The sequence below is a fragment of the Pseudomonas sp. FW215-R2 genome, assembly GCF_058789255.1.
Map to the genome: position 1 here is coordinate 169,833 of NZ_JBYTBO010000004.1, position 25,275 is coordinate 195,107.

The window sequence follows — 25,275 nt, forward strand, 5'->3', positions numbered from 1 at the left end:
CTGCTGAATTTAATTCATAAGGGCAAGCTTAATTAAGAGACTAATCATCAAGCGTTTGTCACCGTAGAGTGAGTCAGGCCATTCTAGGAGAACGAAAATGACAGATGTAACTGTGGTTATTGGTGCTGGTTCGATTGGCCAAGCCATCGCACGCCGCGTCAGTGCTGGCAAACATGTCGTACTCGCTGATCTGCGACAAGAAACCGCTGAGGCAGCTGCTAAGGTTTTGAGCGATGCAGGTTTCGAGGTCACTACGTCAAACGTTGATGTCTCGTCCCGCGAATCTGTCCAGGCCCTCGTCGCCCTCGCGGCAAGCATTGGCGATATCACCGGAGTCATCCATGCGGCAGGGGTTTCACCATCTCAGGCTGCCCCCGCGACCATTCTCCGTGTCGATCTGTATGGCACAGCCCTTGTGCTGGAGTTGTTTGGTGATGTCATCGCAAAAGGCGGTTCGGCAATCGTCATCGCATCGCAGTCAGGCCACCGCTTGCAAGCGCTTACTGCCGAGCAAAACAAAGCCTTGGCGTTGACTCCGACTGAGGATCTGCTCGCTTTGCCAATGCTACAGCCGGAGCTAGTGACCGATCCTTTGAATGCCTACCAGATCTCCAAGCGCGGCAACTCGCTACGAGTCGCTGCGCAAGCTGTACGCTGGGGGAAGCGCGGCGCCCGAGTCAATACAATTAGCCCAGGCATCATCTTCACGCCATTAGCCCGGGATGAGCTGTCAGGGCCGCGTGGCGACGGTTATCGGCGCATGATTGAATCCAGTGCAGCCAAGCGTGGTGGTACTCCCGATGAAGTAGGTGCAGTAGCGGCTTTGCTGATGGGGCCTGAGGGCACCTTCATCACCGGTAGCGACTTCCTGATGGACGGAGGCGTCACCGCACAGTATTGGTACGGTGAGTAATTGCAATAACCGCGCGGCACGGGCGATCAACGCATTGCCTGGCGAATTGCTCCCCGCATTCGCCGGGTTTGCGTATTTCTTGTGCCTATTCGGCGGCTATTTCATGTTGCGACCGATTCGCGAAGCCATGGGTATTCAAGCCGGTGTCGACAACTTGCAATGGCTATTCACTGCTACGTTCGTACTGATGCTTGTGGCCGTACCGTTATTCGGCTGGCTCAACTCGGTAGTCCCGCGACATCAGTTCATCGATTGGGTCTATGGACTATTTACGTTTAACCTTGTCGCCTTCGCTCTGGCGTTTGCCCAACACCATGACAGCGTATGGCTTGCCCGCATCTTCTATGTGTGGATCTCGGTCTATAACCTGTTCGTAGTTTCGGTAGCTTGGAGTCTAATGGCCGATGTCTTCGACAGTGCACAGGCGCGGCGCCTCTTCGCTTTCATTGCGGCTGGTGCCAGTGTTGGCGGCTTACTCGGGCCGATGGCTAGCGCGCTGCTTATCAACATTCTGGGCCAATCCGGGTTGGCGTTGTTGAGTGCACTGCTCTTAGTGATGACCCTGGCGTTGAAGCGCTACCTGATGGCTTGGCGAGAGTCAGGGGGGGCTGGGCGTCCCGGAGCCGCGCAAAGTGAAAGTCCACAGTGCCCGGTGGCGGGGAATCCCTTCAGCGGCATGATCCGAGTGTTGCGCTCACCCTATTTGCTGATGGTTAGCGTATTTGTGGTGTTGCTTGCTACCACAAGCACTTTTCTCTATTTCGAGCAGGCCCGCTTGGTATCGCAACAATTCCCTACGCGCGAAGAACAAGTGCGTGTGTTCGGCCTGATCGACTTTGTGGTGCAGGCCGGTGCATTGGGTTCGCAACTTTTTATCACCGGGCGCTTAGCTCAACGTTTTGGGATGAGTAGCCTGCTGGTCGCGGTGCCGGGGCTAGTGTGCGTGGGGTTCGTTGGCCTCGCGTTGGCGCCTAGTTTCGCCATGCTCGCCGGCTTGATGATCGTACGCCGAATTGGCGAGTACGCTTTTATCCGTCCAGGACGCGAGATGTTGTTTGCTCCATTGGATGCCGAAACCAAGTACAAGGCGAAGAACTTTATCGATACCGTGATCTACCGCGCCGGTGATGCCATTAGCGGTTGGGCCAAAAGCCTTCTTGACCTGCTGAGTCAAGGGGCAGTAGTAGCCGCCATCATCGGTGCGCTATGCGCGGGGTTATGGGCGTTGACCGGCTGGTACCTAGCACGAAAACGTGCGGACGAGCTTGTCAGCGTAGGAACAGCAACTGCCCAATGATCGACTCAATTGCGTTTTCAGTGAGAATGACGCTGTTGACCAAATCAGCACGTGCTGGGCTGGGTTATTTCTTGGCCGCGCGCCCATTCGCGTACCGCCTCGGCGAACATTCGCAGCGCCATCGGCGGGTGCCGGTTGGCAGGGTAGTACAGGCACGCGCCTGGGTAGTACGGCCCCCAATCTTGCAACAGATGCACCAAGCGACCAGCCAGCAGATGTTCTTCAACTTGATGCTCCGGCAACCAGGCAATTCCGATGCCTGCTAGCGCGGCCTCCGTCATCAAATTGATGTTATCCATCGTCATTGGCCCATCGACATCAATGCTGGCCGTTCTGCCCTGATGGCCTAGATCCCAGCGAAACAGGGTGCCGCTCGCGAAGCGAAACCGAATGCAACGATGTGCCTTGAGATCATAGGGAGCTTTAGGTTCCGGGTGATGAAGCAGGTACTCCGGGGATGCGACTGCTGCAAATCGTATATCGGGGCCGAAACGCACCGCGATCATGTCACGCGGCACGTCGTCATAAAGGCGAATACCCGCATCGAACCCATCAGCGACGATATCGACCAGGCGGCTGTCAGCAATGCATTCGATATGGATCTGCGGGTTATCCTGCAAAAAACCAGGCATCACATGACGGATCAGAGGCTTGAACGAGGACTCCGAAGCGCTGAGCCGTATCGATCCGGAAGGTGTGTTGCGCTCTGAGGTCACCTCATTAACTGCGCATTCAAGATCGCCCAACAGTGGTTGTACGCGCTTGAACAGTTGCTCACCGGCCTCCGTCAGCGCTACGGAGCGCGTCGTGCGGTTGAACAATCGCAACTCCAAACGTGATTCAAGACCCCGCATGGAATGGCTAAGCGCCGAAGCGGACACACCAAGAATTTTTGCTGCGCCGCTGAAGCTGCGTTGTTCCGCAATAGCGACGAAAGCAGTCAACTCAGGAAGTCCAGCACGGATCATTTGTGAGTTTCCCTCAGGTACTTATGAAGCAATGTGCCAATTGTTGAGCTATGCACAGGAATTTAAAGTGTACCTATCAGTCACTTGCTTGCGAAGGAGATGAAACATGCAGAAACGTCATTTAGGCAAAAGTGGTTTGGAAGGCTTGGAGCGGATCAAGATCGTAGGTGATCGCTATCCTGCTCATTTGCAAAAGAACGTTAATCGCTAAATTCCAAAGTCTTCACATACCGCCGGGGCCCGCAGATGGACGCCGGCAGTCTTGTATTGTCATAGATATTTCAAGGGTACCGCTGCACATGCCATCGACAGATCCCCACATGGCTACAGTTCAGCCATCCGACAAACAAAGGCTCTGGATTCTAGCTACCCTCAGCGCCCTTATGGCCTTCGCTTCCATCTCAACAGATCTCTACCTGCCTGCTATGCCCGCCATGGCTAAGTCGCTGCACGCTAACGCGGGCCAGCTGGAGCTTACGATTTCCGGCTACCTGATCGGCTTCAGCCTAGGTCAATTATTATGGGGGCCAGTCGGCGACCGGTATGGACGACGGCTGCCAGTCGCATTGGGGTTGCTGCTGTTTATTGCGGGCTCCGTCGGCTGTGCCCTATCGACGACGGCGCCAATGATGATTGGTTGGCGTGCAGTTCAGGCTGCTGGCGCATGTGCAAGTGTCGTGTTGGCTCGTGCAATGATTCGTGATCTTTATGAGGGGCACAGGGCTGCGCAAATGCTGTCGACCCTGATGACGGTCATGGCTGTTGCCCCTCTATTGGGCCCAAGCATTGGCGGGTTAATTCTTAAATTAGGCTCCTGGCATTCTATTTTTTGGGCCTTGGCGGTATTTGGCATTGCCACACTCGCTGCCCTGTATACGCTTCCGGAAACCCTTCCTATCGAGCGCCGCAATCAAGCCACGCTGTGCAGTGCCCTTCGCCGATATGGACAATTACTGATAGATCGCCGCGTAGTAGGTTATGCCTCGGCAGGCGGATTCTTCTATGGGGGGATGTACGCCTACATTGCGGGAACGCCTTTCGCGTACATTGATTACTATCACGTATCCCCGCAGGCCTACGGAGTACTGTTTGGTGTTGGTATCGTAGGAATCATGCTAGCTAATCAGCTCAACGCCAGGCTAGTAAGACAAGTAGGCACGGATCGATTGATGCGACTGGGAGCACTGATAGCTGCACTGTCGAGCTTGTGGCTGGCGATCGATGCATGGAGCGATGTTGGTGGACTGGCGGGATTGGTCGCACCTCTGTTCTTGTTCGTCGCGGCGGCGGGTTTGATCGTAGCCAACTCGATAGTCGGTGCGCTGGACAGCTTCCCACATATGGCGGGAGCGGTTTCTGCGTTGATTGGGGCGTTGCAGTACGGAACAGGGATGATCGGGTCGGGCTTAGTCGGCGTACTGGCGGACGGCACACCGAAGCCGATGGCGACAGTGATCGTATTATTCGGAGCAGCCAGTATGGTGTGTGCGTTTTGGGTGGTTAAATCGAAAAGTCAGTTGGTTATCGAAATCCATGGCGATGAGCCAACTGCAGAGCGCTAGTAGAAAAGCAGGCAGCCACTATGCCGCCTGCCCTTCCCTTACTGTGTTTAGCTTACTTTACGACCTTCGACCGGGTAGCCCGGATCAGTGAAGCCGTGGGTCGATGCATGACCTGGCACAACCAAGCTGTCGACCAGCTTTTCGTCATCCGGCCCCAGCTCCAGCCCTAAAGCTTCTATGTAGCTGTCCCAGTGAGCCTCAGTGCGAGGGCCTGCAATTGCTGCACTGATCAGCTGATTTTTCAGCACCCAAGCGATGGCAAATGCAACGGAAGTAGTACCCCGATCAGTAGCATGCTGGGCGATGGTCTTCGCAATCTTTAAAGATTCCGGACGCCATTCAGTCTGCTGGATACGCTTGTCACCGCGCCCTGCCCTTGTATCAGCCGGCGGCGGCGCATCCACTGGGTACTTACCGCTGAGAACGCCTCGGGCGAGCGGGCTGTATGGAACAACCCCAATACCGTAATTGCCTGCGACCGGCAATTGCTCTACTTCGGCAATACGATTGACGATGTTATACAACGGCTGGCTGACTGTTGGCCGCTGGATGCCCAACGAATCGGCAATCCGTACCATCTCGGCGATTTTCCAGCCGTGGAAATTAGAAGCCCCGTAATAGCGGATCTTTCCCTGGCGAATCAGGTCGTCGATCGCGCGTAAGCCCTCTTCCATCGGTGCATCTGTCAAGGTGCGGTGGAAATACAGGATATCGATATAGTCGGTGCCCAAACGTTTAAGGCTAGCCTCGACATTCTGGATAATCCACTTGCGCGACTGACCCTGTTGATTCGGGCCAGCGTCGGCCGACGACGGATAACCGAACTTGGTCGCCACCACCCAGTTGTCACGCTGAGCCGCAATGGAACGGCCGACGACTTCTTCGGAACGCCCAGCGTGGTAGGCGTCTGCGGTGTCAATGAAGTTGATGCCGGCAGCACCTGCCTTGTCGATGATGCGCTTACTGGTAGCTTCGTTCGTCTCGCCGCCGAACATCATGGCGCCTAGGCACAAAGGCGATACTTTCAGGGCGCTGCGGCCCAGATAACGGTAATTCATCATTAAACCTCAACGGCGTTGAATAGATGAATTGATCCTAGCTCCATTCGAATTGGTGATTAAGGTGCAAAAAAAGGATACGGCCATGAAAACCAATCATGAATGATCTACGCCTTGTAGCGCAGCGTTTCCACGACGAGACTAAGTGCCCGTGAAGACTGCCGCCGGCTCGGGTAGTAAATGTGCAGGCCCGGAAAGGTCGGGAACCACTCCTCCAGCACCCAACGAAGACGGCCGGCTGCAACGTGCTCTTTAACCAGATCCTCAGGCAGATATGCCACTCCGCATCCATCCAGTGCGGCAGCAAGCATTGGGTACGTGCCATTGAACGTGAGTTGGCCCTGCACCCGAACCCGCAACTCGCGGTCACCGTTAACCAGTTCCCATGAGTAACACCCCCCATGGGTAGGGAGCCTCAGGTTGATGCAGTTATGCCCAGCTAGGTCTTCCGGAACCTGCGGCGCCGAATGCGCGTGCAGATATGCTGGCGAGGCAACCATTGCCATGCGAAGGTCGGGGCCGATCCGGACGGCAATCATGTCCTGGGCGACCTGATTGCCCAAGCGCACGCCAATGTCATAGCGTTCGGCAACGATATCGGTCAGGCCATAGTCGGTCGTGATTTCGATCTTGATATCGGGAAAGCGCGGTATGAAGTCCGCCAGTCGCGGCCACAGCACCGCGTTCGCAGCGTAATCAGTAGCCGATATGCGCAATGTGCCGCGAGGCGAATCACGCAGTTCGACAACTTCGGCAAGGTCGGCCTCGATCTCTTCGAAGCGCGGCGCCAGCTTGTTGAACAACTGCTCTCCCGCGTCGGTAGGCGCCACGCTTCGGGTAGTTCGTGTGAGCAAACGCACGCCAAGCCGGGATTCCAGCGCGCGGATAGTATGACTCAGGGCCGACTGCGAAACGCCGAGCTGAGCGGCTGCGCGCGTAAAGCTGCGTTCCCGCGCGACTGCTAAAAACGCCAACAAGTCGCCATACCCTTCGCGCGCCATTTATGAACCTCATTCATATAGTGATCGCTGTATAGCTTATCTCACATCAATTGCATGATGTCATAACTGCACGGCCTCCCGACTTATTGGTGAGCAAGGCTCATAACTCCATGCAGGTTATGCCTCTTAATCAAAGGATGTCAGCTGCCTACCATGGGTAGGTCTATTCATTCGTTTCAAATGTTGGAGGTATGCAATGAAGACCATTGGTTACGCCGCACAAACGCCCCAAAGCCCTCTCGCGCCCATGCGGTTCGATCGCAGAGAGCTGCGCCCTAACGACGTCGCCATGGAAGTGCTCTACTGCGGCGTCTGTCACTCTGACCTCCATACCGCTCGTAACGATTGGGGCTGGACGGTCTACCCCGCGATGCCAGGACACGAAATTGTTGGCCGCGTCACCGCGATCGGAAACGAAGTAAACCGCTACAAGATCGGTGACGCCGTAGCGGTCGGCTGCATGGTTGACTCATGCATGACGTGTGATCAGTGCCGCAAAGGCGAAGAACAACTGTGCCGCGAAGGCAATACCAACACCTACAACGGCAAGGATCGGGTGAGCGGTCAAAACACGCTCGGCGGTTATTCCAAGCATTTGGTGGTGCGTGAGGAGTTTGTACTGAGCGTCCCGGAAAGCCTTGACCTGTCCAAGGTCGCTCCTTTGCTGTGCGCCGGAATCACCACATATTCCCCGCTGCGTACCTGGAACGTCGCTCCTGGCAGCCGCGTTGGTGTAATCGGTCTCGGCGGCCTGGGTCATATGGCAGTCAAATTGGCCGTGGGTATGGGAGCTCAGGTCACCGTTATCAGCCGCACGCGGGACAAGGAAGCCGACGCACTAGCCCTAGGTGCCACACGCCTTCTACCATCGAGCGACAGCGCTGCGATGGCCGCTGCTGCTTCAAGTTTCGATCTGATCATCGATACGGTGCCGGTCAAGCATCAGCTCGATGGCTATGTGTCGCTGCTAGACGTTGATGCAACCCTCGTGATGGTTGGCCAAGTCGGGCCGATGGAAGAGCAGAACACAGTGCCGATGATTCTCGGTCGGCGACGCATCGCCGGCTCGCCGATCGGCGGTATTCAAGAAACCCAAGAAATGCTCGACCTTTGCGCCGAAAAAAACATCTTGCCGGAGTGCGAAATGATCCGCATGGATCAGATCAACGACGCCTTTGACCGGATGGAGCGTGCCGATGTGCGCTATCGATTTGTCATTGATATGGGTTCGTTGCCAGCGCCTGAGCGAGCCTGACCGATCGCATCCCCTCAGATTCGCGGGCAACAGATCCAGGCCCGCGAATACTTCGAAACTTCTTTAGGAACGCTCGATGAAAATGCTCACCGCTACGACTTTCGCCACCCTCCTCTTTGCCGCAGCCGTGGATGCCGATCAAGGTCAGCCGCGTCCTGATCCGAAGCCGTCACCCGACGTCCTCGAAGTCACCCCGCAGCTATACAAATACACCACTGAACTACTGTTCGGCGAAGTGTGGAAACGTGCAGAGCTAATACCGCGAGATCGTAGCCTGATTACTTTGTCTGCCCTGATTGCCAGCGGCCAGATTCCGCAACTCACAGGTCACATCAAACTGGGGCTCGATAATGGCCTTAAGCCAAGTGAGATCAGTGCCTTGATTACCCATCTCGCGTTCTACTCTGGCTGGCCTAACGCGATGTCCGCGGCCGGTGTCGCCAAGCAGATATTCAGCGAGCGAAACATTCCAGCCGATCAGATTCAGCCACTAACAGCCGATCCCCTGACACTCGATCCAGAGAGCGAAGTAAAACGCCGGGCCGCTGTTGAAGCAGGTGTAGGAGGCGTTGCTCCGGAGCTGGCCCGGTATACCAATGACGTGTTGTTCGGTGATCTTTGGCGGCAAAGCACTCTCAGCGCCCGAGACCGCAGCTTAATCACTGTCGCAGCACTGATTGCCCAGGGTCAGTCGGCGCAGCTACCGTTCCACCTCAACCGAGCCATGGACAACGGCCTGAGCCAAGCCCAGGCCGCCGAGGTGGTGACGCATTTAGCGTTCTACGTTGGCTGGCCTAAGGCGATGTCAGCTGTGCCGGTGCTCAAGGAAGTTTTCGCTTCCCGCCAGTGAGGTCGATGCACACCGTGCAGTGGTTAGGCATTGATGAATTCATCTCATAGGCCCGTCTCGAGTTACCCGGCTAGTGCGCGTCGTCATGACTGGATAAATTGCTATTTATCCAGTCATGACCACCTCCACTCAATCCGAGCGAAAATATGAAGACTAGAACGCTAAGCGATGGACTGACGGTTTCCGCCTTGGGCTTGGGCTGCATGGGCATGAGCTCTGGCTATGGCCCAGCAGCAGACTCCGCGGAGATGATCAAGCTGATACGCACGGCGCATGATCAGGGCGTTACTTTGTTCGATACGGCAGAAGCTTACGGCCCATTCGTCAATGAAACATTGCTAGGCAACGCATTGGCACCTATCAGGGACAAGGTGGTCATCGCCACCAAATTCGGCTTCGACATCGACTTGGAAACGGGCGAACGCCGCAGTGGTACCGACAGCCGTCCGGAGCATATTAAGGCCGTCGTGGAGGCGTCCCTTAAACGTTTGCGCACCGACCGTATTGACCTCCTGTATCAGCACCGTGTTGATCCTGCAGTTCCGATTGAAGACGTCGCCGGCGCGGTACAGCAACTCATTGCCGAAGGTAAAGTTGGACACTTCGGGCTTTCGGAAGCTGGTATCCAAACCATTCGCCGCGCCCACGCAGTGCAAAAAGTTGCTGCGGTTCAAAGCGAGTACTCGTTGTTCTGGCGGACGCCGGAGCAAGAGCTGTTGCCTGTGCTCGAAGAGCTCAATATCGGGTTCATGCCGTTCAGCCCACTTGGCGCAGGATTTCTGACCGGGAAGATCGACGAGAACACTGCCTTCGATCCAACGGACTTCCGTAATGTCGTACCTCGCTTCACACCGGAAGCGCGAAGAGCTAATGCGGCATTGGTTACAGCGATAAAACGTATAGCCGATCGCAAAGGCTCAACGCCGGCACAAATCGCTCTAGCCTGGTTGCTCGCCAAAAAGCCCTGGATTGTTCCGATTCCAGGTACCACCAAGCAACATCGCCTTCAAGAAAACCTGATGGCCGTCGAACTCGAACTGACCCAGGACGATCTTGTTGAGATCGATGCAGAGACATCAAAAATCCAGGTGCAGGGTGATCGATTGCCTGAGGCGGCTATGAAAATGGTCGGGCAGTAAGTCAATCATTCCGCCGAATTAAGGGTCGTCAGGGATGACAGAAACCCTCTCGCGGGAGATAAGCAGACGCCAACTGCCCATATACTGGCAAGCGCGCCGTCTTTTGCCTCAGAGCTCAACAAGGTCGTCTTAGCGATCAAGGCCCAGGGGGCGCGGTCGCCTGATACGGTTCTGGCCTACTCCGTTGTTGAGGCGCCCTTGCAGCAATGAACTGAGAGAGCGAATCGGATGCCCTCCTACAGCGCGTGACGCTGTATGCCATTTGATACTCGTAGAATATCGGCCATCACTGCCAATGCGATTTCTGCCGGGGTTTTGCTGCCCAAGCGAAGACCAATGGGGGCATGAATCCTATTAAGGCTCACGGCATCAAGCCCACCAATTCGAGCCAAACGCTCAAGTCGCTTGCTGCTTGTGCGCTGCGAGCCCATGGCACCGATATAGAACGCCTGGGTTCGTACTGCCTCAAGCAGCGTCAGGTCGTCCAGGCGAGGATCATGCGTCAGAGCTACCACCGCTGTCGAAGCATGGCATCCGCCGTTGGCGATGTAGACCGCCGGCAGCACCTCATGCACTTCAACGCCAGGCAATCTAAATCCGCCAATCACCTCCTCCCGTGGTTCGCACAGAATCACCTCATAGCCCAGCGCAATTGCGTAACTGGCACAGAACTCCGCGACGGGCGAAAGGCCGGCCAGCAGCAAGCGTTGAACAGCCCCCATTCGAATCGCGACCTGTTCAACACCGACATCAACTCTGGCTGTATCCATGCTGCCAGGGCCGATGCGACAGAGCTCAGTGCCGAGCAGCACTTGGCGAGTTATCAAGCCCGCCCCAGAGAGCGCTGCCTCAACAGCCGCGAGATGCTCGTCGGTATCGTTGGTCGGGGCCAGATACTCCACAAGCACGTCCAGAACGCCACCGCAGGGCAAGGCTAGGTTAGGAGTCAAACCACCCTCGCCATAGCGGATAACTTGGCTACCCGGTTTGAAGAATTGACCAGCGACCCGCTCAACAAAATCATCCTCGATACATCCGCCAGACAGTGAGCCCCGATTCTCGCCGGAACTCAGACAGGCCAGCATTGCCCCTGGCCCACGCGGTGCAGAGCCAAAAGTGGCAAGCACCGTGCAAAGCCATACAGGCTGGCCTTGTGCGATCCAGGCTCGGGCCTGCTGAATGACCTGAAGATCAAGCTGTTCCATAGCATCGATCCTTAAATAGTCATCAGCTTTTCCTTGGTAATCGGCAAACTGCGAATGCGTTTTCCAGTGGCGTGGTAAACGGCATTGGCCACCGCCGCCGCCAAGCCTGTAACACCGATTTCTCCGATACCGCGCGCACCAAACTCACTGAGGTTATAGTCCGGGTAGTCCAACAAGGTGACGTCGATATTAGGCAAATCGCCATGCACAGGCACTACGTATTCGGCGTAGTTGTTGTTAACCGGCAAGCCAGTGCGCTGATCGTTTTCCGATGCTTCAAACAGCGCCATACCGAGACCCATGATGATTGCCCCTTCGACCTGATTGCGTGCCGCGAGTGGATTAACCACCTTGCCCACATCGATGGCACTGACCACCCGTGCTACACGCAGGCGCGAGACGCCAGGATCCCAGCGGACTTCGACAAAGTGCGCACCAAAGGAGCGATAGGAAAAATCGCCGCCCTTGGCCCCGCTCTGGAAGTTGCCCTCAGCGCGAGCGATGCGTTGGTGACGCAGTACCTCGGCGAAACTCACCCGCAAATCCCCCTTGACGAGATGGCCACCTTCGACGGCAAGGCCGTTGGCTTCAGCACCAGAAAGAAGCCCTCCATTCATCACCGCGTACTCACGCAGCTTGGTAAGCGCAGCTCGTGTGGCGCCAGCGATTGCCGGCAGGATGCTTGCCGTGGCCCAGGAACCACCGGCCAACGCGCCCGGCGGGAACGTGGAGCTGCCCAGTTCGACCTCAATACGTTCGAACGGCAGGCCAGTCAGTTGAGCGACGGTCTGCGCTACCACTGTATAGGTGCCGGTGCCGATATCTTGCTGTCCGCATTGAACAAGCACGGTGCCATCTGAGCGAATAATCACACGGGCGTCAGTCGGCACTTGGAAGGCCTCCCAATTGCAGGCGCCCATGCCATAGCCAATGACTTCATCACCGTCACGCATTGACCCAACCGCTGCATTGCGTGCGTGCCAGCCAAATCGTTCGGCGGCGGTATCAATCGCTTCCGGCAGGTGATTGCTCGACCATTCCAGATTGAGGCTTTCGTCACGGGTGGCCAAGTTCAGCTTGCGAAACGCTAGCGGATCAATACCACGCAGTAACGCCAACTCGTCGATCGCCGACTCCAGCGCAAACAGGCCAGGCGCAGCGCCAGGTGCACGCATTGACGTCGGAGTGCCTCGATTAAGCGGGCTGTTCTTATGATTTACCAGCACGTTCGCACAGGAATAAAGGCTACGCGTGACGCCGCCGCATGCTTCGGTATAAGCATCGGTGGTGGAAGTACTATTGAATGACTCATGCCGAATCGACACCAGCTTGCTTTCCCCATCCGTAGCAAGACGGATGCGCTGCAAGGTTTCAGGGCGATGCCCTGCGGTGGTAAACATCTGCGCCCTGGGCAGCATCAATTGCACAGGACGCTTCACGACCTTGGCGGCAGCGCAGGCTGCTATCGAGTGAGGCCACGGCCACAGTTTGCTGCCGAACCCTGAACCGATGAAGGGCGCATGCACTTCAACGCGGTCTGGAGGCAGGTCGAAGACATTCGCCAGCACGTTGCGGTGATTGACGACGCCCTGCGTGCCCTCATAGACATACAACTTGCCGTCGCGCCAATACGCTGTAGTGGCGTGCATTTCCATCGGGCTGTGGGTTTCGACCGGCGTGGTATAGGTCTGGTCAAGCCGGGTGGCAGCTGCTTGCCAGCCTGCCTCCGGATCGCCTCGGCTGTGCCCTCGCCCCCCCTCGCGAGCACCATTTTGCTGCAGTGCGTCTTTGAGGTTGGTGATTGGCGGACTTTCGGCATATTCGACCTTCACCTGTTGCGCTGCCGCTCTGGCCTGCTCGAAGGTATCAGCCACAATTAACGCTACAAACTGGCCAGGATAGGCGACTTTGTCATCCTCGAAAGGCAATCGACGCTCGTCGACCTTGGCGGCGCTGAGAATGTCTTTGAACGTCATCGCTACATCAGGTGTGCGGTGCAACGGGGGAAAATTGCCATGGTGCAGAACGGCGACCACGCCCGGCATCGCACGTGCCTGTGTGTCGTCGATTGCCACGACTCGTCCATTGGCGATCGTACTGTAGACGCCGTAGGCATAAGCCATATCTGGAAAGGAATGATCTGCGGCATACCGTGCTGCGCCCGTGACTTTGAGGCGACCGTCGATACGTTTATATGGCGTGCCGATTATAGACTGGCTCATCAGAGTGCACTCCTATGCTGTCAGATCGCGGAGGTTGCGAATCACGACCTGTTGGCCGAGTGGGATCTTGAACGTGTTATGTTCATAAGCGCGGGCGCCCTGCATGGCGCGCTCCCCCACCTGCGTAAACAACGCAATATCGGCTTTCTGGCCGACCAGGGCACGCTCTGCTTCAAGAGCTCGCCAAGGCTTAGTGCCCACCCCACCCAAGGCAATCCGGGCATCAGTAATACGCCGGCCGTCCATCACGACAATGACGGCACTCGAAGCCAAGGCAAACTGATAGGAATCTCGGTCACGCAGTTTCAGGTAGGCCGAGCGACTATTCACCAGTGGTGCATCCAAGGTCACATGAGTGATGAGTTCGTGTGGCTCGAGCGCATGTTCGACCCAGGGTGTCTGACCCGGCAGCATATGGAAATCACCAAAGGGTATCTCGCGTATCCCATTTGGGCCCTGCACCGTCACCTGCGCGCCAATGGCGGCCATTGCCACGCACATATCCGAAGGGTGGGTCGCGATGCAGCGCTCGCTGGTACCGAGCACGGCATGAACGCTGCGGTTGTGACCCCCCATAGCCGCACAGCCGGATCCAGGCTGGCGCTTGTTGCAGGGTGATACACCGTCGCGAAAGTAGTTGCAGCGAACGCGCTGCATGACGTTCCCACCGGTGGTGGCTTTGTTGCGAAGTTGTGTAGAGGCACCGGCCAGAATCGCCTGAGACAACACGGCATAGTGATCGCGGATCAGCGAATGGTTCGCCAGCTCGGTATTGCTGACCAGCGCACCAATGCGAACGCGGCCATCAGCAAGCGGCTCGATTTGCTTGAGGGTGAGATGATTGATATCCACCAGGCGGTCAGGCTGCATGACATTCAGCTTTACCAGATCCAGCAACGTAGTACCGCCTGCCAGATAGAACGGCAGGCCCGGTGCGGCATGGCTGTTGATAGCCTGAGCAGGCGATTGCGCGCGGGCATAGTCAAAAGTACGCATCAGACCGCACCTCCCATCTTCCCGCGTGCCGACTGAATTGCTGCGAGGATGTTCTTGTAGGCACCACAGCGGCAGATATTACCGCTCATAGCTTCCTTGACGCTGGCGTCGTCGGTGCCGATATTCGGGTCATTGAGTAGTGCCACAGCGCTCATGATCTGGCCTGAGGTGCAGTAGCCACATTGGTAGGCATCGTGATCCCAAAAAGCTTCCTGTACAGGATGTAGATCGTCGCCTTGGGACAAGCCTTCAATGGTGGTGATGCTGTCTCCGTCGTGCTGCATGGCGATTGAAAGGCAAGAGTTAATCGCAACACCGTTAACCAGCAAGGTACACGCGCCGCACTGCCCGTGGTCGCAGCCCTTCTTGGTGCCGGTCAGTTGCAGGCGGTCACGCAAGACATCCAGCAGTATCGCGTTAGCCGGAACATTGAGTTTATGCAGCTGCCCATTCACAGTGAGCTGGATACGTCGTTCACCCACTCTGGGCGCGCCTTCGTCATCGATCACCTGTGGTGCTAGTTGGGCAGCAACGACGCTGTCAGGGATCCAGGTCGACACCGTCGCGGCGGCGATTCCTGAAACGCCAAACTTAAGAAAGTTGCGGCGCGAAGGTGTGACGCCCGACGCCTCAACAGCCGGCGAACCTTCGGGTTTGTTTAAATCTCTGGTTTCTGTCATCAGGTTTCACCTTTAAACGGGCGCAGCTACGTTGGCTGCCGGGTGAGAATCACAAGGCTTTGGCGTAATCTTCGTCGGACACTTGCTCTAGCCATTGAACAGCGCTGCCTTCGAGCAACTCGGCGATTGCGACATGGCTCATGCCATTGGTAGGCGTTGCGCCATGCCAGTGCTTGGCGCCAGGTGGTATCCATACAGTGTCGCCTGGGCGAATGACTTGAGTTGCCAGGCCCTTTTGCTGCACCAATCCGACACCGGCAGTCACTATCAACGTTTGGCCCAAAGGGTGGGTGTGCCATGCGGTACGAGCACTAGGCTCAAAAGTTACTGTTCCTCCGCTGACTCGAGCCCCATCTGTTCCTTGGAACCGTGCGTCAATCCACACTTTTCCGGTGAAGTATTCAGCTGGGCCCAACGTCGACGGCTGAGACCCCGCCTGCGAAACGGTCACCAATGGACGATTTTCGCCATTAGCATTGAGTGCAAAGAGCATCAATGCCGCACCGATCGTTTGAAACAAACTCGCAGATTTCAATTTGACGCTGAGCGCGGAGAGGCGAATAGCGGGCATAGGGTGTCCTCGATTGATGTCCATAGCAGGGATAGCCCAGATTTTGAATGTAGCCTTTACTGATAAAGCTGATTAGTGGGTAGAATCCAAATAACCTCATGAACTGGACTCATCAATGCTTCGGGAAAATGCCAACGACCTGCTTGCCTTTCTTGCAGTAGCCCGCGAGCGCAGTTTCACTAAGGCAGCAGCCAAACTAGGCGTATCTCAATCGGCCCTTAGTCATACCGTACGGGCCCTGGAAGCTCGCTTGGGACTGCGCTTACTGACCCGTACCACGCGCAGCGTATCGCCCACCGAAGCAGGCGAACGACTGCTGAAAAGAGTCGGCCCTCGTTTCGAGGAAATCGAGCACGAGCTAGCCCTACTCAGTGACCTGAGAGATACACCCACCGGGAAGATCCGCATCAACGCAATGGACTTTTCATTGGACTTGGTACTGCGCCCGGTGCTGAAAACGTTCTTACCGGAGTATCCGGATATCTCTGTGGAGGTTTGCTGCGACTACAACTTCGTCGATATCGCAGCGCAAGGCTTCGATGCTGGCGTCAGGCTCGGCGAAGACGTAGCCGAAGGCATGATTGCCACTCGAATTGGCCCGGACATTTGCATGTCGGTAGTAGGGTCTCCTGCTTATTTTGCCAATCGTGCGTTACCACAGACGCCTCGCGATCTCGTACAACATCAATGCAACAACCTGCGCTTACCCACAAATGGTGGTCTGTACGCGTGGGAGTTTAAAAAAGACAACGAGGCTCTCAACGTTCGTGTTTCAGGGCAAATTACCTACAACGGTGTTTATCATTTACTGGACGCGGCACTGGACGGCTTTGGGCTGAGTTACGTACCCACGGACATCGTGGCCTCCTACGTCGCGAACGGCCGGCTGATCCGCGTGCTCGAAGACTGGAGCCCCCAATTTCCAGGTTTCCACCTTTATTATCCAAACCGACGTCAGACATCCCCAGCATTCGCACTCTTGGTGGATGCATTGCGCTACCGAGGGTAGTGCTTTTACTCAGAGTGCATAGAGCCGCTGAAGGTGATCACTCATTAAAAGTTGCTCGATGGTTACAAGCCAAGCAGACGACGTAGCTCGGGCTCAGAGGTGTTGGCCCGAAACCCTGGGCCGCCGCGCTGAAAGCTGACAGCCTGCTTCAGCCCGCCGACAATGACCGGAGCGCACCCAGCGTCCCGCACAAGTTGTGCAACTACTTGCAAGGCGGCATCGTCGTCGCTGGCAATGGGCACGCCAAGCTTGAATCCATTTCCAGAAAAAGATGCTTCGATAGAAGTTGCATCTACTGCACTGAAAGCCCTGACCACTCGCGAACCCGGAAGGTATTTGGCGGTGGTGACGGCTGCACCTTCGGCCAATGCCTCCTGAGCCAGCGTACTACTGCTCGATCCAGAGGGATTGCAGGCGTCGAGTACGATCTTGCCCCGCAAGTAGGTGCCCAAATCACGGCCTAGATCGGGTATCGCCTCATAGGGAATAGCGATCAATATGATGTCGCCGAACTCAGCCGCTTGCTGTGGCGTGCCGAATGAAGCACGTGATCCCAACGGTTTTACCCAGGATTCCAGCTCCTCGGGATGTCGGGTCGAGAAAAACACTTCATGACCCGCTTTGACCCAGCAGCGGCCGACCGTACCACCGAGCCAACCTGCGCCAATCACACCGATTCGCAGAGGCTTGGTGACAGTCTTGCTACCGGAGCCGCTCCCCGCTCCAAACCCCAGACTGGGTATCGCTGCAAAAGCAGTCATTGCCAACAAGGTCGTACGTCTTGTCATAGCCATGTCAATCTCCCATGCATCTAAGAAGGGTCATGCTGAAGATGCGCTCTGTACACAAGAAGGCATCCCTTGGGTACCGGTGAATGCAATCACTGTTGTGCTATTTCGCTGCAGTGACGCCTGACTGTGCAATTCGCACCTGGTCGCCCGAACTTAATCCGTCGGGCGGATTCGCAATGACCTGATCGGCTTGGCTGACACCTTCAGCGAGCTCTACATAAGTGCCGTGGTCGCGGGCGACCGTGACCTTTTTCAGCAACACTTTTCCAGCGTTGTCCAAGGTCGCCACCTGTACTCCACTTTTGCCTACAATAAGGGCACTAGGCGGCAAGCTGAGCGTATTGGGCACAAGCGCGCCTTCAAACTGAACAGTGGCAAATGATCCCGGCAGCAGGTCTCCACCTTCATTTTCCACACTGAGCTGGACGCGCATCGCGCCAGACCCAACATCCACCGCCTGAGCCAAGGATTGCACCGTGGCCTCAAATGTTTTACCTGGTCGCTCAGGAACGCTTAGCTTGGCTCGATTACCCACTTTTACCCAAGTGAGCTGCCGCTGAGGGACGCTGACATAAACACGCAACCGGCTCACATCAGAGACAACGAATAGCTCGCTTCCTGCTGTCATACCCACGTTAATCAACGCTCCAACATCTGTATTGCGGGCGGTCACCACTCCATCAAACGGTGCCACGATTCGGGTGTAGCCCTGCAGCGCCTGTAGCCGATCCACATTGGCCTGAGCTTCATTGACTTGAGATCGTTTGGTGGCAAGATCACCACGCCGTTCTTCGACTTCCTGAAGCGATACCGCTTCGCTCTCTCGCAATTGCTCCCAGCGTTTGGCCGTGGTACTGGCGAGCGCCATTTCGCTGCGGGAGGTGGTCAGCTGTGCGCGGGCTTGGCGTAGTTGCTGGTCTAAATCCGGGGCATCGATCTCGGCCAAAAGCTGTCCGGCCTTGACCGTAGACCCTATGTCCTTCTCCCAACCCTTCAGGTACCCACTGACGCGCGCATACAGCGGCGCGCGTGACCATGCTTCGATGCGCCCGGGCAGTTGCAGAGACGCCGGCGTCACTAGGCTGGGTACTACCAATGCAACCGTAGCGATCCGTTTGCGCTCTGCCATCTGCTCCAATTGATCCGCTTGGGAATGGCGACTCGCCAATCCGACGGCGACAATCACAGCAGCAGTCGCAATCGCACAGACAGCGAACAGAAGACGACCGGATCCGCTGGTATTTGTGGGGGCTTTGACAGACATATCAGATTGCTCCAGGAACAAAGTGCCGCTTGGGTTCAGTGCGGAAATCGTTGCGGTGAGCCAAGCTGAATAGCACCGGCACAAATAACAACGTTGCGACAGTTGCAAACAGCAAACCACCAATGACTGCTCGTCCCAGCGGGGCGTTCTGCTCACCGCCCTCGCCCATCCCCAACGCCATGGGGAGCATGCCGAGCATCATTGCCAACGCGGTCATCAGTACGGGCCGCAAACGTGCAATCCCAGCTTCCAGCGCTGCTGCGTTCGCATCTCGCAGTTCCTGTAAACGCTCGCGGGCGAAACTGATCACCAGCACACTATTGGCAGTCGCAACGCCCATGCACATGATCGCGCCGGTTAACGCAGGAACGGACAATGTGGTGCCCGTGGCGAAGAGCATCCAGACGATGCCCGCCAGCGCAGCGGACAGGCCGGAGACAATGACAGCGGGGTCAACCCAGGATTGAAAGTTGACAATGATCAACAGGTAGATCAATACAACTGCGCCTAGCAGACCGTACAGCAACCCCGAAAACGCGCGCTCCATAGTCTGCACCTGTCCCATAAGGTTGACCGTGCTGCCGCGCGGTACCTCATTGACCATTTGCGCGATGATCTGACGGATGTCCTTCGCAACAGCCCCGAGATCACGGTCTTGGGTTGCCGCATGAATTTGTACCATCGGTTGGACGTTGTACTGGCTGACCATCCCGCTGCCGGTTGTTCGCTCAAAGTCTGCGACCGCGCCCAGAGTAGTGACGTTTGAGGCGCTGCCATTACCGACAGGCAAATTAGCCAGGGCTGCTAGCGAGTCCATTTTCAGCTGCGGCGTCTGTAGCACGATGGGGTAACTCACGCCGTTGGCGGGATTGAGCCAATAGGTGGGTGCCACCTGGCTGCTCCCTGCTAGATTGACGACCAGGCTGTTGGTGACATCTCGAGTGGTCAAGCTCAGCAACTGAGCCTGAGTGCGATCTAGGTCGACATTGAAGACCGGCGCCTTGTTCGATTGCAGGATGCGCGCATCGGCCAGCCCCGGCACCGTGCGGATTCGCTTGAGCAAGTCTTGTGCATAGGCGAAGTTCGCTTCTACGTTGTTGCCTCGGATCTGAATATCAATAGGCGCAGGGGCACCAAAGTTAAGAATTTGACTGACGATATCCGCCGGTGGGAATGAAAACGTGCTGTCGGGAAACCGTTCAGGCAACACTTCTCGCAGTTTCTTCACATAGTCCGCCGTGGGCTTATGGCCAGAGCGCAACGCAATCTGGAAATCGCCATCCTGGGAACCCATTACGCCGGTGTTGTTGTACGTCAGGTTGATGTTGCTTGGCGGAAGGCCAATGTTATCGACCAGGGTAGTAATCTCCTCGGCCGGAATGATGCTCCGTATCGCCTCTTCTATTTCCGCGAACCGTGAGGCGGTCTCTTCCACTCGAGTACCTACCGGAACCCTGACATGCATCAGCACTTGCCCAGAATCCACCGACGGAAAGAAGTTGCTACCAATGAACGGCACGAGGCCGAACGAGAGTGTCACCACCGCCATGAATCCCAGCAAGAACACTTTGCGACGGCGCAGTGCACCTTCGAGCACGAGCTGATAGCGCTGGCGCAGTTGGTCAAAACGGTTCTCAAACCCTTGCTGAAAACGCACCAGCGGATTACGCAACCCTTGCTGAGGCTCCTGGTGTACCTGATGCGGCTTAAGCAGGTACTTGGCCATTGTCGGTACCAATGTCCTGGACAGGATGAAGGAACAGATCATTGCGAAGATCACTGCTTCAGCCATAGGTACGAACAGATACCGCGAAACGCCTTCGAGAAAGAACATCGGAACAAACGCGATACAGATGCAAAGCAGCGACACGAAAGCCGGCGTAACAATCTGACGTGCTCCGTCCAATATCGACGTCTCGACATCCTTACCCTGCTCCAGGTGCCAGTTGACGTTCTCGATGGTCACAGTAGCGTCATCCACCAGAATGCCAATCGCCAGAGCTAAACCGCCAAGCGTCATCAGATTGAGAGTTTCACCTAAAGAAGCAAGGATGATTAACGAACCCAGAATCGCCAGCGGAATCGACACTGCGATGATCACTGTCGAGCGCCAGCTACCAAGGAACAATAAGATCATCACGCTGGTCAGCGCAGCGGCGATGGCTCCTTCGAGAACGACACCCTTGATCGCCGCACGCACAAACAGCGATTGGTCGTTGATCGGTTGGACAACCAGCGCCTCCGGCCAACCTGGCTTCAGCGCTTCGATTTGAGCTCGAATGCCATCGACGATGGCCAACGTCGACGCCGATCCATTCTTGAGCACTGACATCAGCACCGAGCGACTACCGTCTACGTGGACAATGTTGGTCTGTGGAGCATTGCCGTCATGGACGTCCGCAACGTCGCGAAGGTAGATCGTGCTGCCGCCCACCACCTTGACAGGCAAAAGGCCCAAATCATCGATCACCGACGGTGCACCGTTGAGTTGCAGGGTGTACTCGAGCTCTCCGATCTTCTGTGTCCCAATCGGAATCAGGATATTGTGGGCAGCTAAAGCAGCGGATACATCCTGAGCCGATAGCCCCCGTGCCTGGAGCGCCTCAGGGTTGACGTCAATCTGAACTTGGCGTTGCTTGCCACCATAGGGCAAAGGCATTACTACACCTGGCACTGTAATCAGAGGAGTGCGAACGGTGTTCATACCCAAGTCAAAGAGTTGCTGCTCCGATAAGCCATCCCCCGAAAGCGCCAGTTGCAGGATCGGTACAGTAGCCGCGTTGTAGTTGAGGATCACAGGAGGCTGGATGCCAGCGGGCATCTGCCGCAACGCGACTTGTGACGCAGCCGTGATCTGTGCGTTTGCAACAGCAATGTCGACACCCGGTTGAAAGAAAATCTTCACCACCCCCACACCAGGATAGGTGTTGGACTCAATGTGCTCGATGTCGTTGACCGAAGCTGTCAACAGACGTTGAAAGACCGTAGAGATCCTCCCCGCCATCTGGTCTGGCGGTAACCCTGTGTACTGCCATGCCACAGCAATCACTGGTATCCGAATTTCCGGAAAAATATCGGTCGGCGTACGCAACGCAGTTAAAGGGCCGACGATCAAGACGAGCAAGGCCATCACTACAAATGTATAGGGGCGGCGCAGGGCCACCATCACGGTACGTATAAGCACTGATGGCTCCGATGACTTGATAAACTAAAATTGAGTTCAGCTCTTTAACTCGGAGTAGCTCAGCGCGACTTCGATGTGCATGAACGCCGGTGTGAGTTCGTCGGCTATGGTTCGAGCTCGTTGCGTTGGTACAAGAGTTCCGGCATCTCGAATGAACAGCGGATCTCGAAAGTAGACCCGTAGCTTAGCCAGCGTATTGCTAACAGCTGGTTGGCTAATATCCAGGCGTAGAGCCGCGCGGCTGACACTATGCTCGTGATAAACCAGCATAAAAGTCAGCAAACTATTCAGGTCTATGCCATGCAACATCTGTGCATCAATCGGCATGAGCAATCGCCGTCTGTGGAACAAAGCTCCAGAAACTCAGATTTGCACCTTCTTCGACCAGGCAGTTAAGCAACTGCATCATCGGAGCGCTTTCGAACGAGCTGGTCATTTGAGATTCGCTCTCCCAATAGCCGGTAAGCCACCAAAGTCCGGGCTCTAGCGTGCTTCGGGTCAGCGTGTAATCGAGACATCCAGGAAAATCTTGAAGGCGTCTGACGCAGACCATCGCCGTTTTGACGAAAGTCGACTCAAGGGTCTCGAAAAGACGTATTTCAATGGTGTTGACGCTTTCGATGGCCATTGGCTGATCCTGCTGAATTGACTTAGCGCGAATCTAGCGATGGTCTTTAAAAGCGACTACGTCACTCAGCCAACATAACCTTATGAGCTCGACTCATGAATCAACTCAAACCCACGTATCTATTGACGTTGGGGCGAAAGCTTTATAGTGAAAGATACAATTTGAAATCATTGCCAACCGCTGCTCCTGGAGGAGCTCCAATTTTCCACCAGGCTTTTAGAAGCGCTTGTCATTCCCACTGCTTCTAATTTAGGAGCTCAACCCTTGCAGAGAGTCATGGATAGATTCGCCGGGCAACGAGACTGTTTCTGGATGCAGCCATAACGAAAAATGCTCCGTATCTTTCGATACGAAGCATTTCCGAAATGCGTTTCGCTGATGGCTAGGTCTCAAACAGTCTGTGATGCGCCGTTTTTTACTCAAACAAAATCACTTGGTCAGCCAGGATTCGACTGTCGCGGCGCCGTGCTGCGCTTTCCACTCCTTCAGAGTCTTATGATTGCCGCCTTTCGTTTCGACGACTTCGCCGGTGTGAGGGTTTTTGTATACCTTCAACTGACGAGGCTTGCGGCTGCCTGCTTTGGACTCGACAGCTGGAGCGCGACGGCCCACTTGCGGATCTAGCAGGTTGATCACGTCCTTTAGGCTGTAGCCATACTTTGCGAGCAAATCGCGCAGCTTCGTTTCGAATTCGATTTCTTTCTTGAGACCTGCGTCGCCCTTGAGGGCCTCGAGCGCTTGGAGCTGTTCGGCGAGGTGTTTTTCGAGCTGACGGAATTCTGCGAGTTTCGACATAAAAAGTTCTCGATGTGATTAGTACCAGAAGGTTACAACATAAATCACGGCCCGCATTTACAGGGAGATGCGTCTTGGCCTTTCACGCGAAAAGCCTCCAATGCACAACACTTAAAAGCTAACTCGACGATTTTTTTGAACTCGCTCTACACTAACTTGAACATCTGAACGATGTCCATTTACTTCGTAGATTCGATCCTTGGATGGTGGTGCAATCAGCAGGTTGTGAATGCTCCTCAGATTTTTTTCCTAGTTTGCCCCCCTGACGACAATCGGAAGCGTACGTAAGGTCGATCACAACGCTCAAGCGTTCAACCCGACCCTTAAGGAAAATGACATGACCAAGAAATCTTCAAGCACGAAATCTCAGCCTATGACCCAGGACGCCAAGGCCCGCATCTACTCGGCGACAGCTCGAGAGAACGACGGCATCATCCCACCGGACAGTTTCGCTACCCGAGCAGCAAGCGCGGCAGACAAAGCAAAAAAATAAAGTTGATCAGCACCCAAGGGGGAGCTACCTCCTTGGGTTAGGTGATTGTATGAAGCTACCAGAATCACCCTATCCCTCTATAGGCGAAATTGTCTACGAGATAGCCACTCGTAGCGGCCTCGTGCTCTCAACAGAAGGTACCGGCTTTTACGATGATTTGAAGGCTTTCAAAGACGAACGTAAGCGACCTGGCCTTGATCCAATTGAGATTCCAACCACCATTTTGCTCAAGCTCGAAAAGCGGTTGGCGGCCTTTATTGGGGATGAGTTGTTCGCCAACTCTATTTTCGTAGCTTGGCGTCGCTGGCTCGAATATTACACAGCTGTAATCGCTAGGCACGATGCCGGATTACTTGGTCGGCGAGACATGATGTACCTACTCTGGCCGACAGTTTTTGCGTTTGGCGGCGGTTTAGTGCTGAAGATGATTCACCACATCCTGCCAATCGTTCCCTTAGAGAAATTGTTGTCTGATCCAGCGCCATTCGGGTACCTCGTAAAGGCTTTTTGCACTTGGGAAGTCAGGGACTACGCCAAAATCTGTGAGTATCGGGCAGAGGCGAATGGTATTGATCTCGATAACTGCCGAGATACCCTCGACGAATGGCTGAAGGGGCAAGCGGTTCCAAACCTTGATCGAGCTCAAGAGATACTCCAAGCGCTGGGGCTAGGTAACGAGTTTGCACCGAAGCTGTGGATAGTAACCTCCAGGCTTCTAGGCAGAACGCCACTCAAGTATCGAAAGGCGATTTCAAATCATCTGAATCTCCGCGAAGACGCTGGCTCCTTCCTGGAAGCCTTTTACTGGCGTAAACGGCAGCTTTCAATGGAGCGAGCAAAAGGTTTAGACATAGGCCCAGATCGACCATATTCAGAGCTGCGAGAAGCTCTTTACGATCCAGCTATACCGAGGGATGCGCATGCCGTTGAAGACATGTTGATCCGTCTTGAAAGGACGTGGTCACCCATTGCGGAGGAAACGTATCACATCATCAATTGGCTTCGCGGTCGCTTTTTGGTTCTATCCGGCCAAGAAGAGAAAGCCATGAAATGCTATCAAGATGCCTACGTGCATGGGATGGGTAGAGAGGCTGAGGTATTCGACCATGTACTCCCTGAGGCTCTCGCGCTAGCAGGTAAACTAGGTAAGAAAAAATGGGTTGCCCGATTCGACTCGTTGCTTAGCCTACATTGGAAAGGTGACTGGGACGGCGACTCTGAATCATTGGGCGAGCTTTTCAAAAAATATTTTGACAGTCGATTGCTGTATAGAAGAGATGATTCACAGCAGGAATGACGGCGTCCGGTTTACTGAATGCTGGCATCGAAAGTTATCTCTGATCTACGCTGGATGCGGCACCGGTACGTATTAATGAGACGTGTCGTTGCGGTAG

At 55.5% G+C, this 25,275-nt stretch carries 23 protein-coding genes; 9 read left to right on the forward strand and 14 right to left on the reverse strand.

Annotation, left to right across the window (positions count from 1 at the left end):
• The first annotated feature begins 97 nt into the window (after positions 1-97).
• Together AC3WRD_RS07595 and AC3WRD_RS07600 are read left to right on the forward strand one after the other, a co-directional pair.
• Complete coding sequence (locus AC3WRD_RS07595; RefSeq protein WP_102619939.1) at positions 98-913, forward strand: SDR family oxidoreductase; 816 nt, start codon at positions 98-100, stop codon at positions 911-913.
• Positions 906-2,210 carry an NTP/NDP exchange transporter gene (locus AC3WRD_RS07600; protein WP_102619938.1) on the forward strand — a complete coding sequence of 435 codons (1,305 nt, stop codon included), beginning with the start codon at positions 906-908 and terminating at the stop codon, positions 2,208-2,210. Before AC3WRD_RS07595 ends, AC3WRD_RS07600 begins: the two co-directional genes overlap by 8 nt.
• Positions 2,211-2,254: 44 nt before the next feature.
• Here AC3WRD_RS07600 and AC3WRD_RS07605 read toward each other — a convergent pair whose 3' ends face one another.
• A complete protein-coding gene (locus AC3WRD_RS07605; RefSeq protein WP_102619937.1) occupies positions 2,255-3,178 on the reverse strand; it encodes a LysR family transcriptional regulator in 924 nt (307 codons plus the stop codon).
• A gap of 320 nt (positions 3,179-3,498) precedes the next feature.
• Here AC3WRD_RS07605 and AC3WRD_RS07610 point away from each other — a divergent pair, with 320 nt between their 5' ends.
• The gene (locus AC3WRD_RS07610) at positions 3,499-4,740 is read left to right on the forward strand and encodes a Bcr/CflA family multidrug efflux MFS transporter (RefSeq protein WP_173861308.1); all 1,242 of its coding nucleotides are present in this window, start codon (positions 3,499-3,501) and stop codon (positions 4,738-4,740) included.
• Positions 4,741-4,787: 47 nt separating this feature from the next.
• On the opposite strand, the gene AC3WRD_RS07615 is transcribed toward AC3WRD_RS07610, so the two are convergent.
• Positions 4,788-5,798: an aldo/keto reductase gene (locus AC3WRD_RS07615; RefSeq protein WP_102620055.1), complete on the reverse strand. Its 1,011-nt coding sequence runs from the start codon at positions 5,796-5,798 to the stop codon at positions 4,788-4,790.
• Between the two features lie 107 nt (positions 5,799-5,905).
• Positions 5,906-6,799 (reverse strand): LysR family transcriptional regulator, encoded by an 894-nt coding sequence (locus tag AC3WRD_RS07620; protein WP_102619935.1) that lies wholly within the window; start codon positions 6,797-6,799, stop codon positions 5,906-5,908.
• Between the two features lie 196 nt (positions 6,800-6,995).
• On the opposite strand from AC3WRD_RS07620, the gene AC3WRD_RS07625 reads away from it, so the two are divergent.
• The 3 genes from AC3WRD_RS07625 (at position 6,996) to AC3WRD_RS07635 (ending at position 10,043) form a co-directional block, all read left to right on the forward strand.
• The gene (locus tag AC3WRD_RS07625) at positions 6,996-8,054 is read left to right on the forward strand and encodes an NAD(P)-dependent alcohol dehydrogenase (protein WP_102619934.1); all 1,059 of its coding nucleotides are present in this window, start codon (positions 6,996-6,998) and stop codon (positions 8,052-8,054) included.
• Between the two features lie 76 nt (positions 8,055-8,130).
• Complete coding sequence (locus AC3WRD_RS07630; RefSeq protein ID WP_102619933.1) at positions 8,131-8,904, forward strand: carboxymuconolactone decarboxylase family protein; 774 nt, start codon at positions 8,131-8,133, stop codon at positions 8,902-8,904.
• 146 nt (positions 8,905-9,050) lie between these two features.
• Positions 9,051-10,043, forward strand: coding sequence for an aldo/keto reductase (locus tag AC3WRD_RS07635; RefSeq protein WP_102619932.1), 993 nt, complete (start codon positions 9,051-9,053; stop codon positions 10,041-10,043).
• 236 nt (positions 10,044-10,279) lie between these two features.
• Here AC3WRD_RS07635 and AC3WRD_RS07640 read toward each other — a convergent pair whose 3' ends face one another.
• From AC3WRD_RS07640 to AC3WRD_RS07660, 5 genes are read right to left on the reverse strand one after another with little or no spacing between them, the layout of a single operon-like run.
• Positions 10,280-11,248: an XdhC family protein gene (locus AC3WRD_RS07640; protein WP_102619931.1), complete on the reverse strand. Its 969-nt coding sequence runs from the start codon at positions 11,246-11,248 to the stop codon at positions 10,280-10,282.
• Positions 11,249-11,259: 11 nt separating this feature from the next.
• The gene (locus AC3WRD_RS07645; RefSeq protein WP_102619930.1) at positions 11,260-13,470 is read right to left on the reverse strand and encodes a xanthine dehydrogenase family protein molybdopterin-binding subunit; all 2,211 of its coding nucleotides are present in this window, start codon (positions 13,468-13,470) and stop codon (positions 11,260-11,262) included.
• A gap of 12 nt (positions 13,471-13,482) precedes the next feature.
• Positions 13,483-14,466 carry an FAD binding domain-containing protein gene (locus tag AC3WRD_RS07650; RefSeq protein WP_102619929.1) on the reverse strand — a complete coding sequence of 328 codons (984 nt, stop codon included), beginning with the start codon at positions 14,464-14,466 and terminating at the stop codon, positions 13,483-13,485.
• Positions 14,466-15,146, reverse strand: a complete 681-nt coding sequence (locus tag AC3WRD_RS07655) for a (2Fe-2S)-binding protein (protein ID WP_102619928.1) — start codon at positions 15,144-15,146, stop codon at positions 14,466-14,468. The genes AC3WRD_RS07650 and AC3WRD_RS07655 overlap by 1 nt, the downstream gene beginning before the upstream one ends.
• Positions 15,147-15,195: 49 nt before the next feature.
• Positions 15,196-15,639 (reverse strand): (R)-mandelonitrile lyase, encoded by a 444-nt coding sequence (locus AC3WRD_RS07660; RefSeq protein ID WP_102620054.1) that lies wholly within the window; start codon positions 15,637-15,639, stop codon positions 15,196-15,198.
• Between the two features lie 193 nt (positions 15,640-15,832).
• Between AC3WRD_RS07660 and AC3WRD_RS07665 the strand changes: the two genes are divergently transcribed.
• A complete protein-coding gene (locus AC3WRD_RS07665; protein WP_102619927.1) occupies positions 15,833-16,726 on the forward strand; it encodes a LysR family transcriptional regulator in 894 nt (297 codons plus the stop codon).
• A gap of 62 nt (positions 16,727-16,788) precedes the next feature.
• On the opposite strand, the gene AC3WRD_RS07670 is transcribed toward AC3WRD_RS07665, so the two are convergent.
• From AC3WRD_RS07670 to AC3WRD_RS07695, 6 genes are all read right to left on the reverse strand, one after another.
• Positions 16,789-17,520 carry an NADPH-dependent F420 reductase gene (locus AC3WRD_RS07670; protein WP_102619926.1) on the reverse strand — a complete coding sequence of 244 codons (732 nt, stop codon included), beginning with the start codon at positions 17,518-17,520 and terminating at the stop codon, positions 16,789-16,791.
• Positions 17,521-17,617: 97 nt separating this feature from the next.
• Entirely contained in the window at positions 17,618-18,781 is a 1,164-nt protein-coding gene (locus tag AC3WRD_RS07675; protein ID WP_102619925.1) for an efflux RND transporter periplasmic adaptor subunit, read from the reverse strand.
• 1 nt (position 18,782) lies between these two features.
• The gene (locus tag AC3WRD_RS07680) at positions 18,783-21,947 is read right to left on the reverse strand and encodes an efflux RND transporter permease subunit (protein ID WP_102619924.1); all 3,165 of its coding nucleotides are present in this window, start codon (positions 21,945-21,947) and stop codon (positions 18,783-18,785) included.
• A 54-nt stretch (positions 21,948-22,001) separates the two neighbouring features.
• A complete protein-coding gene (locus AC3WRD_RS07685) occupies positions 22,002-22,292 on the reverse strand; it encodes a LysR family transcriptional regulator (protein ID WP_102619923.1) in 291 nt (96 codons plus the stop codon).
• Entirely contained in the window at positions 22,282-22,593 is a 312-nt protein-coding gene (locus AC3WRD_RS07690; protein WP_102619922.1) for an antibiotic biosynthesis monooxygenase family protein, read from the reverse strand. Before AC3WRD_RS07690 ends, AC3WRD_RS07685 begins: the two co-directional genes overlap by 11 nt.
• A 429-nt stretch (positions 22,594-23,022) precedes the next feature.
• Positions 23,023-23,388, reverse strand: a complete 366-nt coding sequence (locus AC3WRD_RS07695) for a histone-like nucleoid-structuring protein, MvaT/MvaU family (protein WP_102619921.1) — start codon at positions 23,386-23,388, stop codon at positions 23,023-23,025.
• Between the two features lie 337 nt (positions 23,389-23,725).
• On the opposite strand from AC3WRD_RS07695, the gene AC3WRD_RS07700 reads away from it, so the two are divergent.
• Together AC3WRD_RS07700 and AC3WRD_RS07705 are read left to right on the forward strand one after the other, a co-directional pair.
• Positions 23,726-23,881, forward strand: coding sequence for a hypothetical protein (locus AC3WRD_RS07700; protein WP_173861307.1), 156 nt, complete (start codon positions 23,726-23,728; stop codon positions 23,879-23,881).
• Between the two features lie 49 nt (positions 23,882-23,930).
• Positions 23,931-25,178: a hypothetical protein gene (locus AC3WRD_RS07705; RefSeq protein ID WP_102619920.1), complete on the forward strand. Its 1,248-nt coding sequence runs from the start codon at positions 23,931-23,933 to the stop codon at positions 25,176-25,178.
• Positions 25,179-25,275 lie beyond the last annotated feature (97 nt).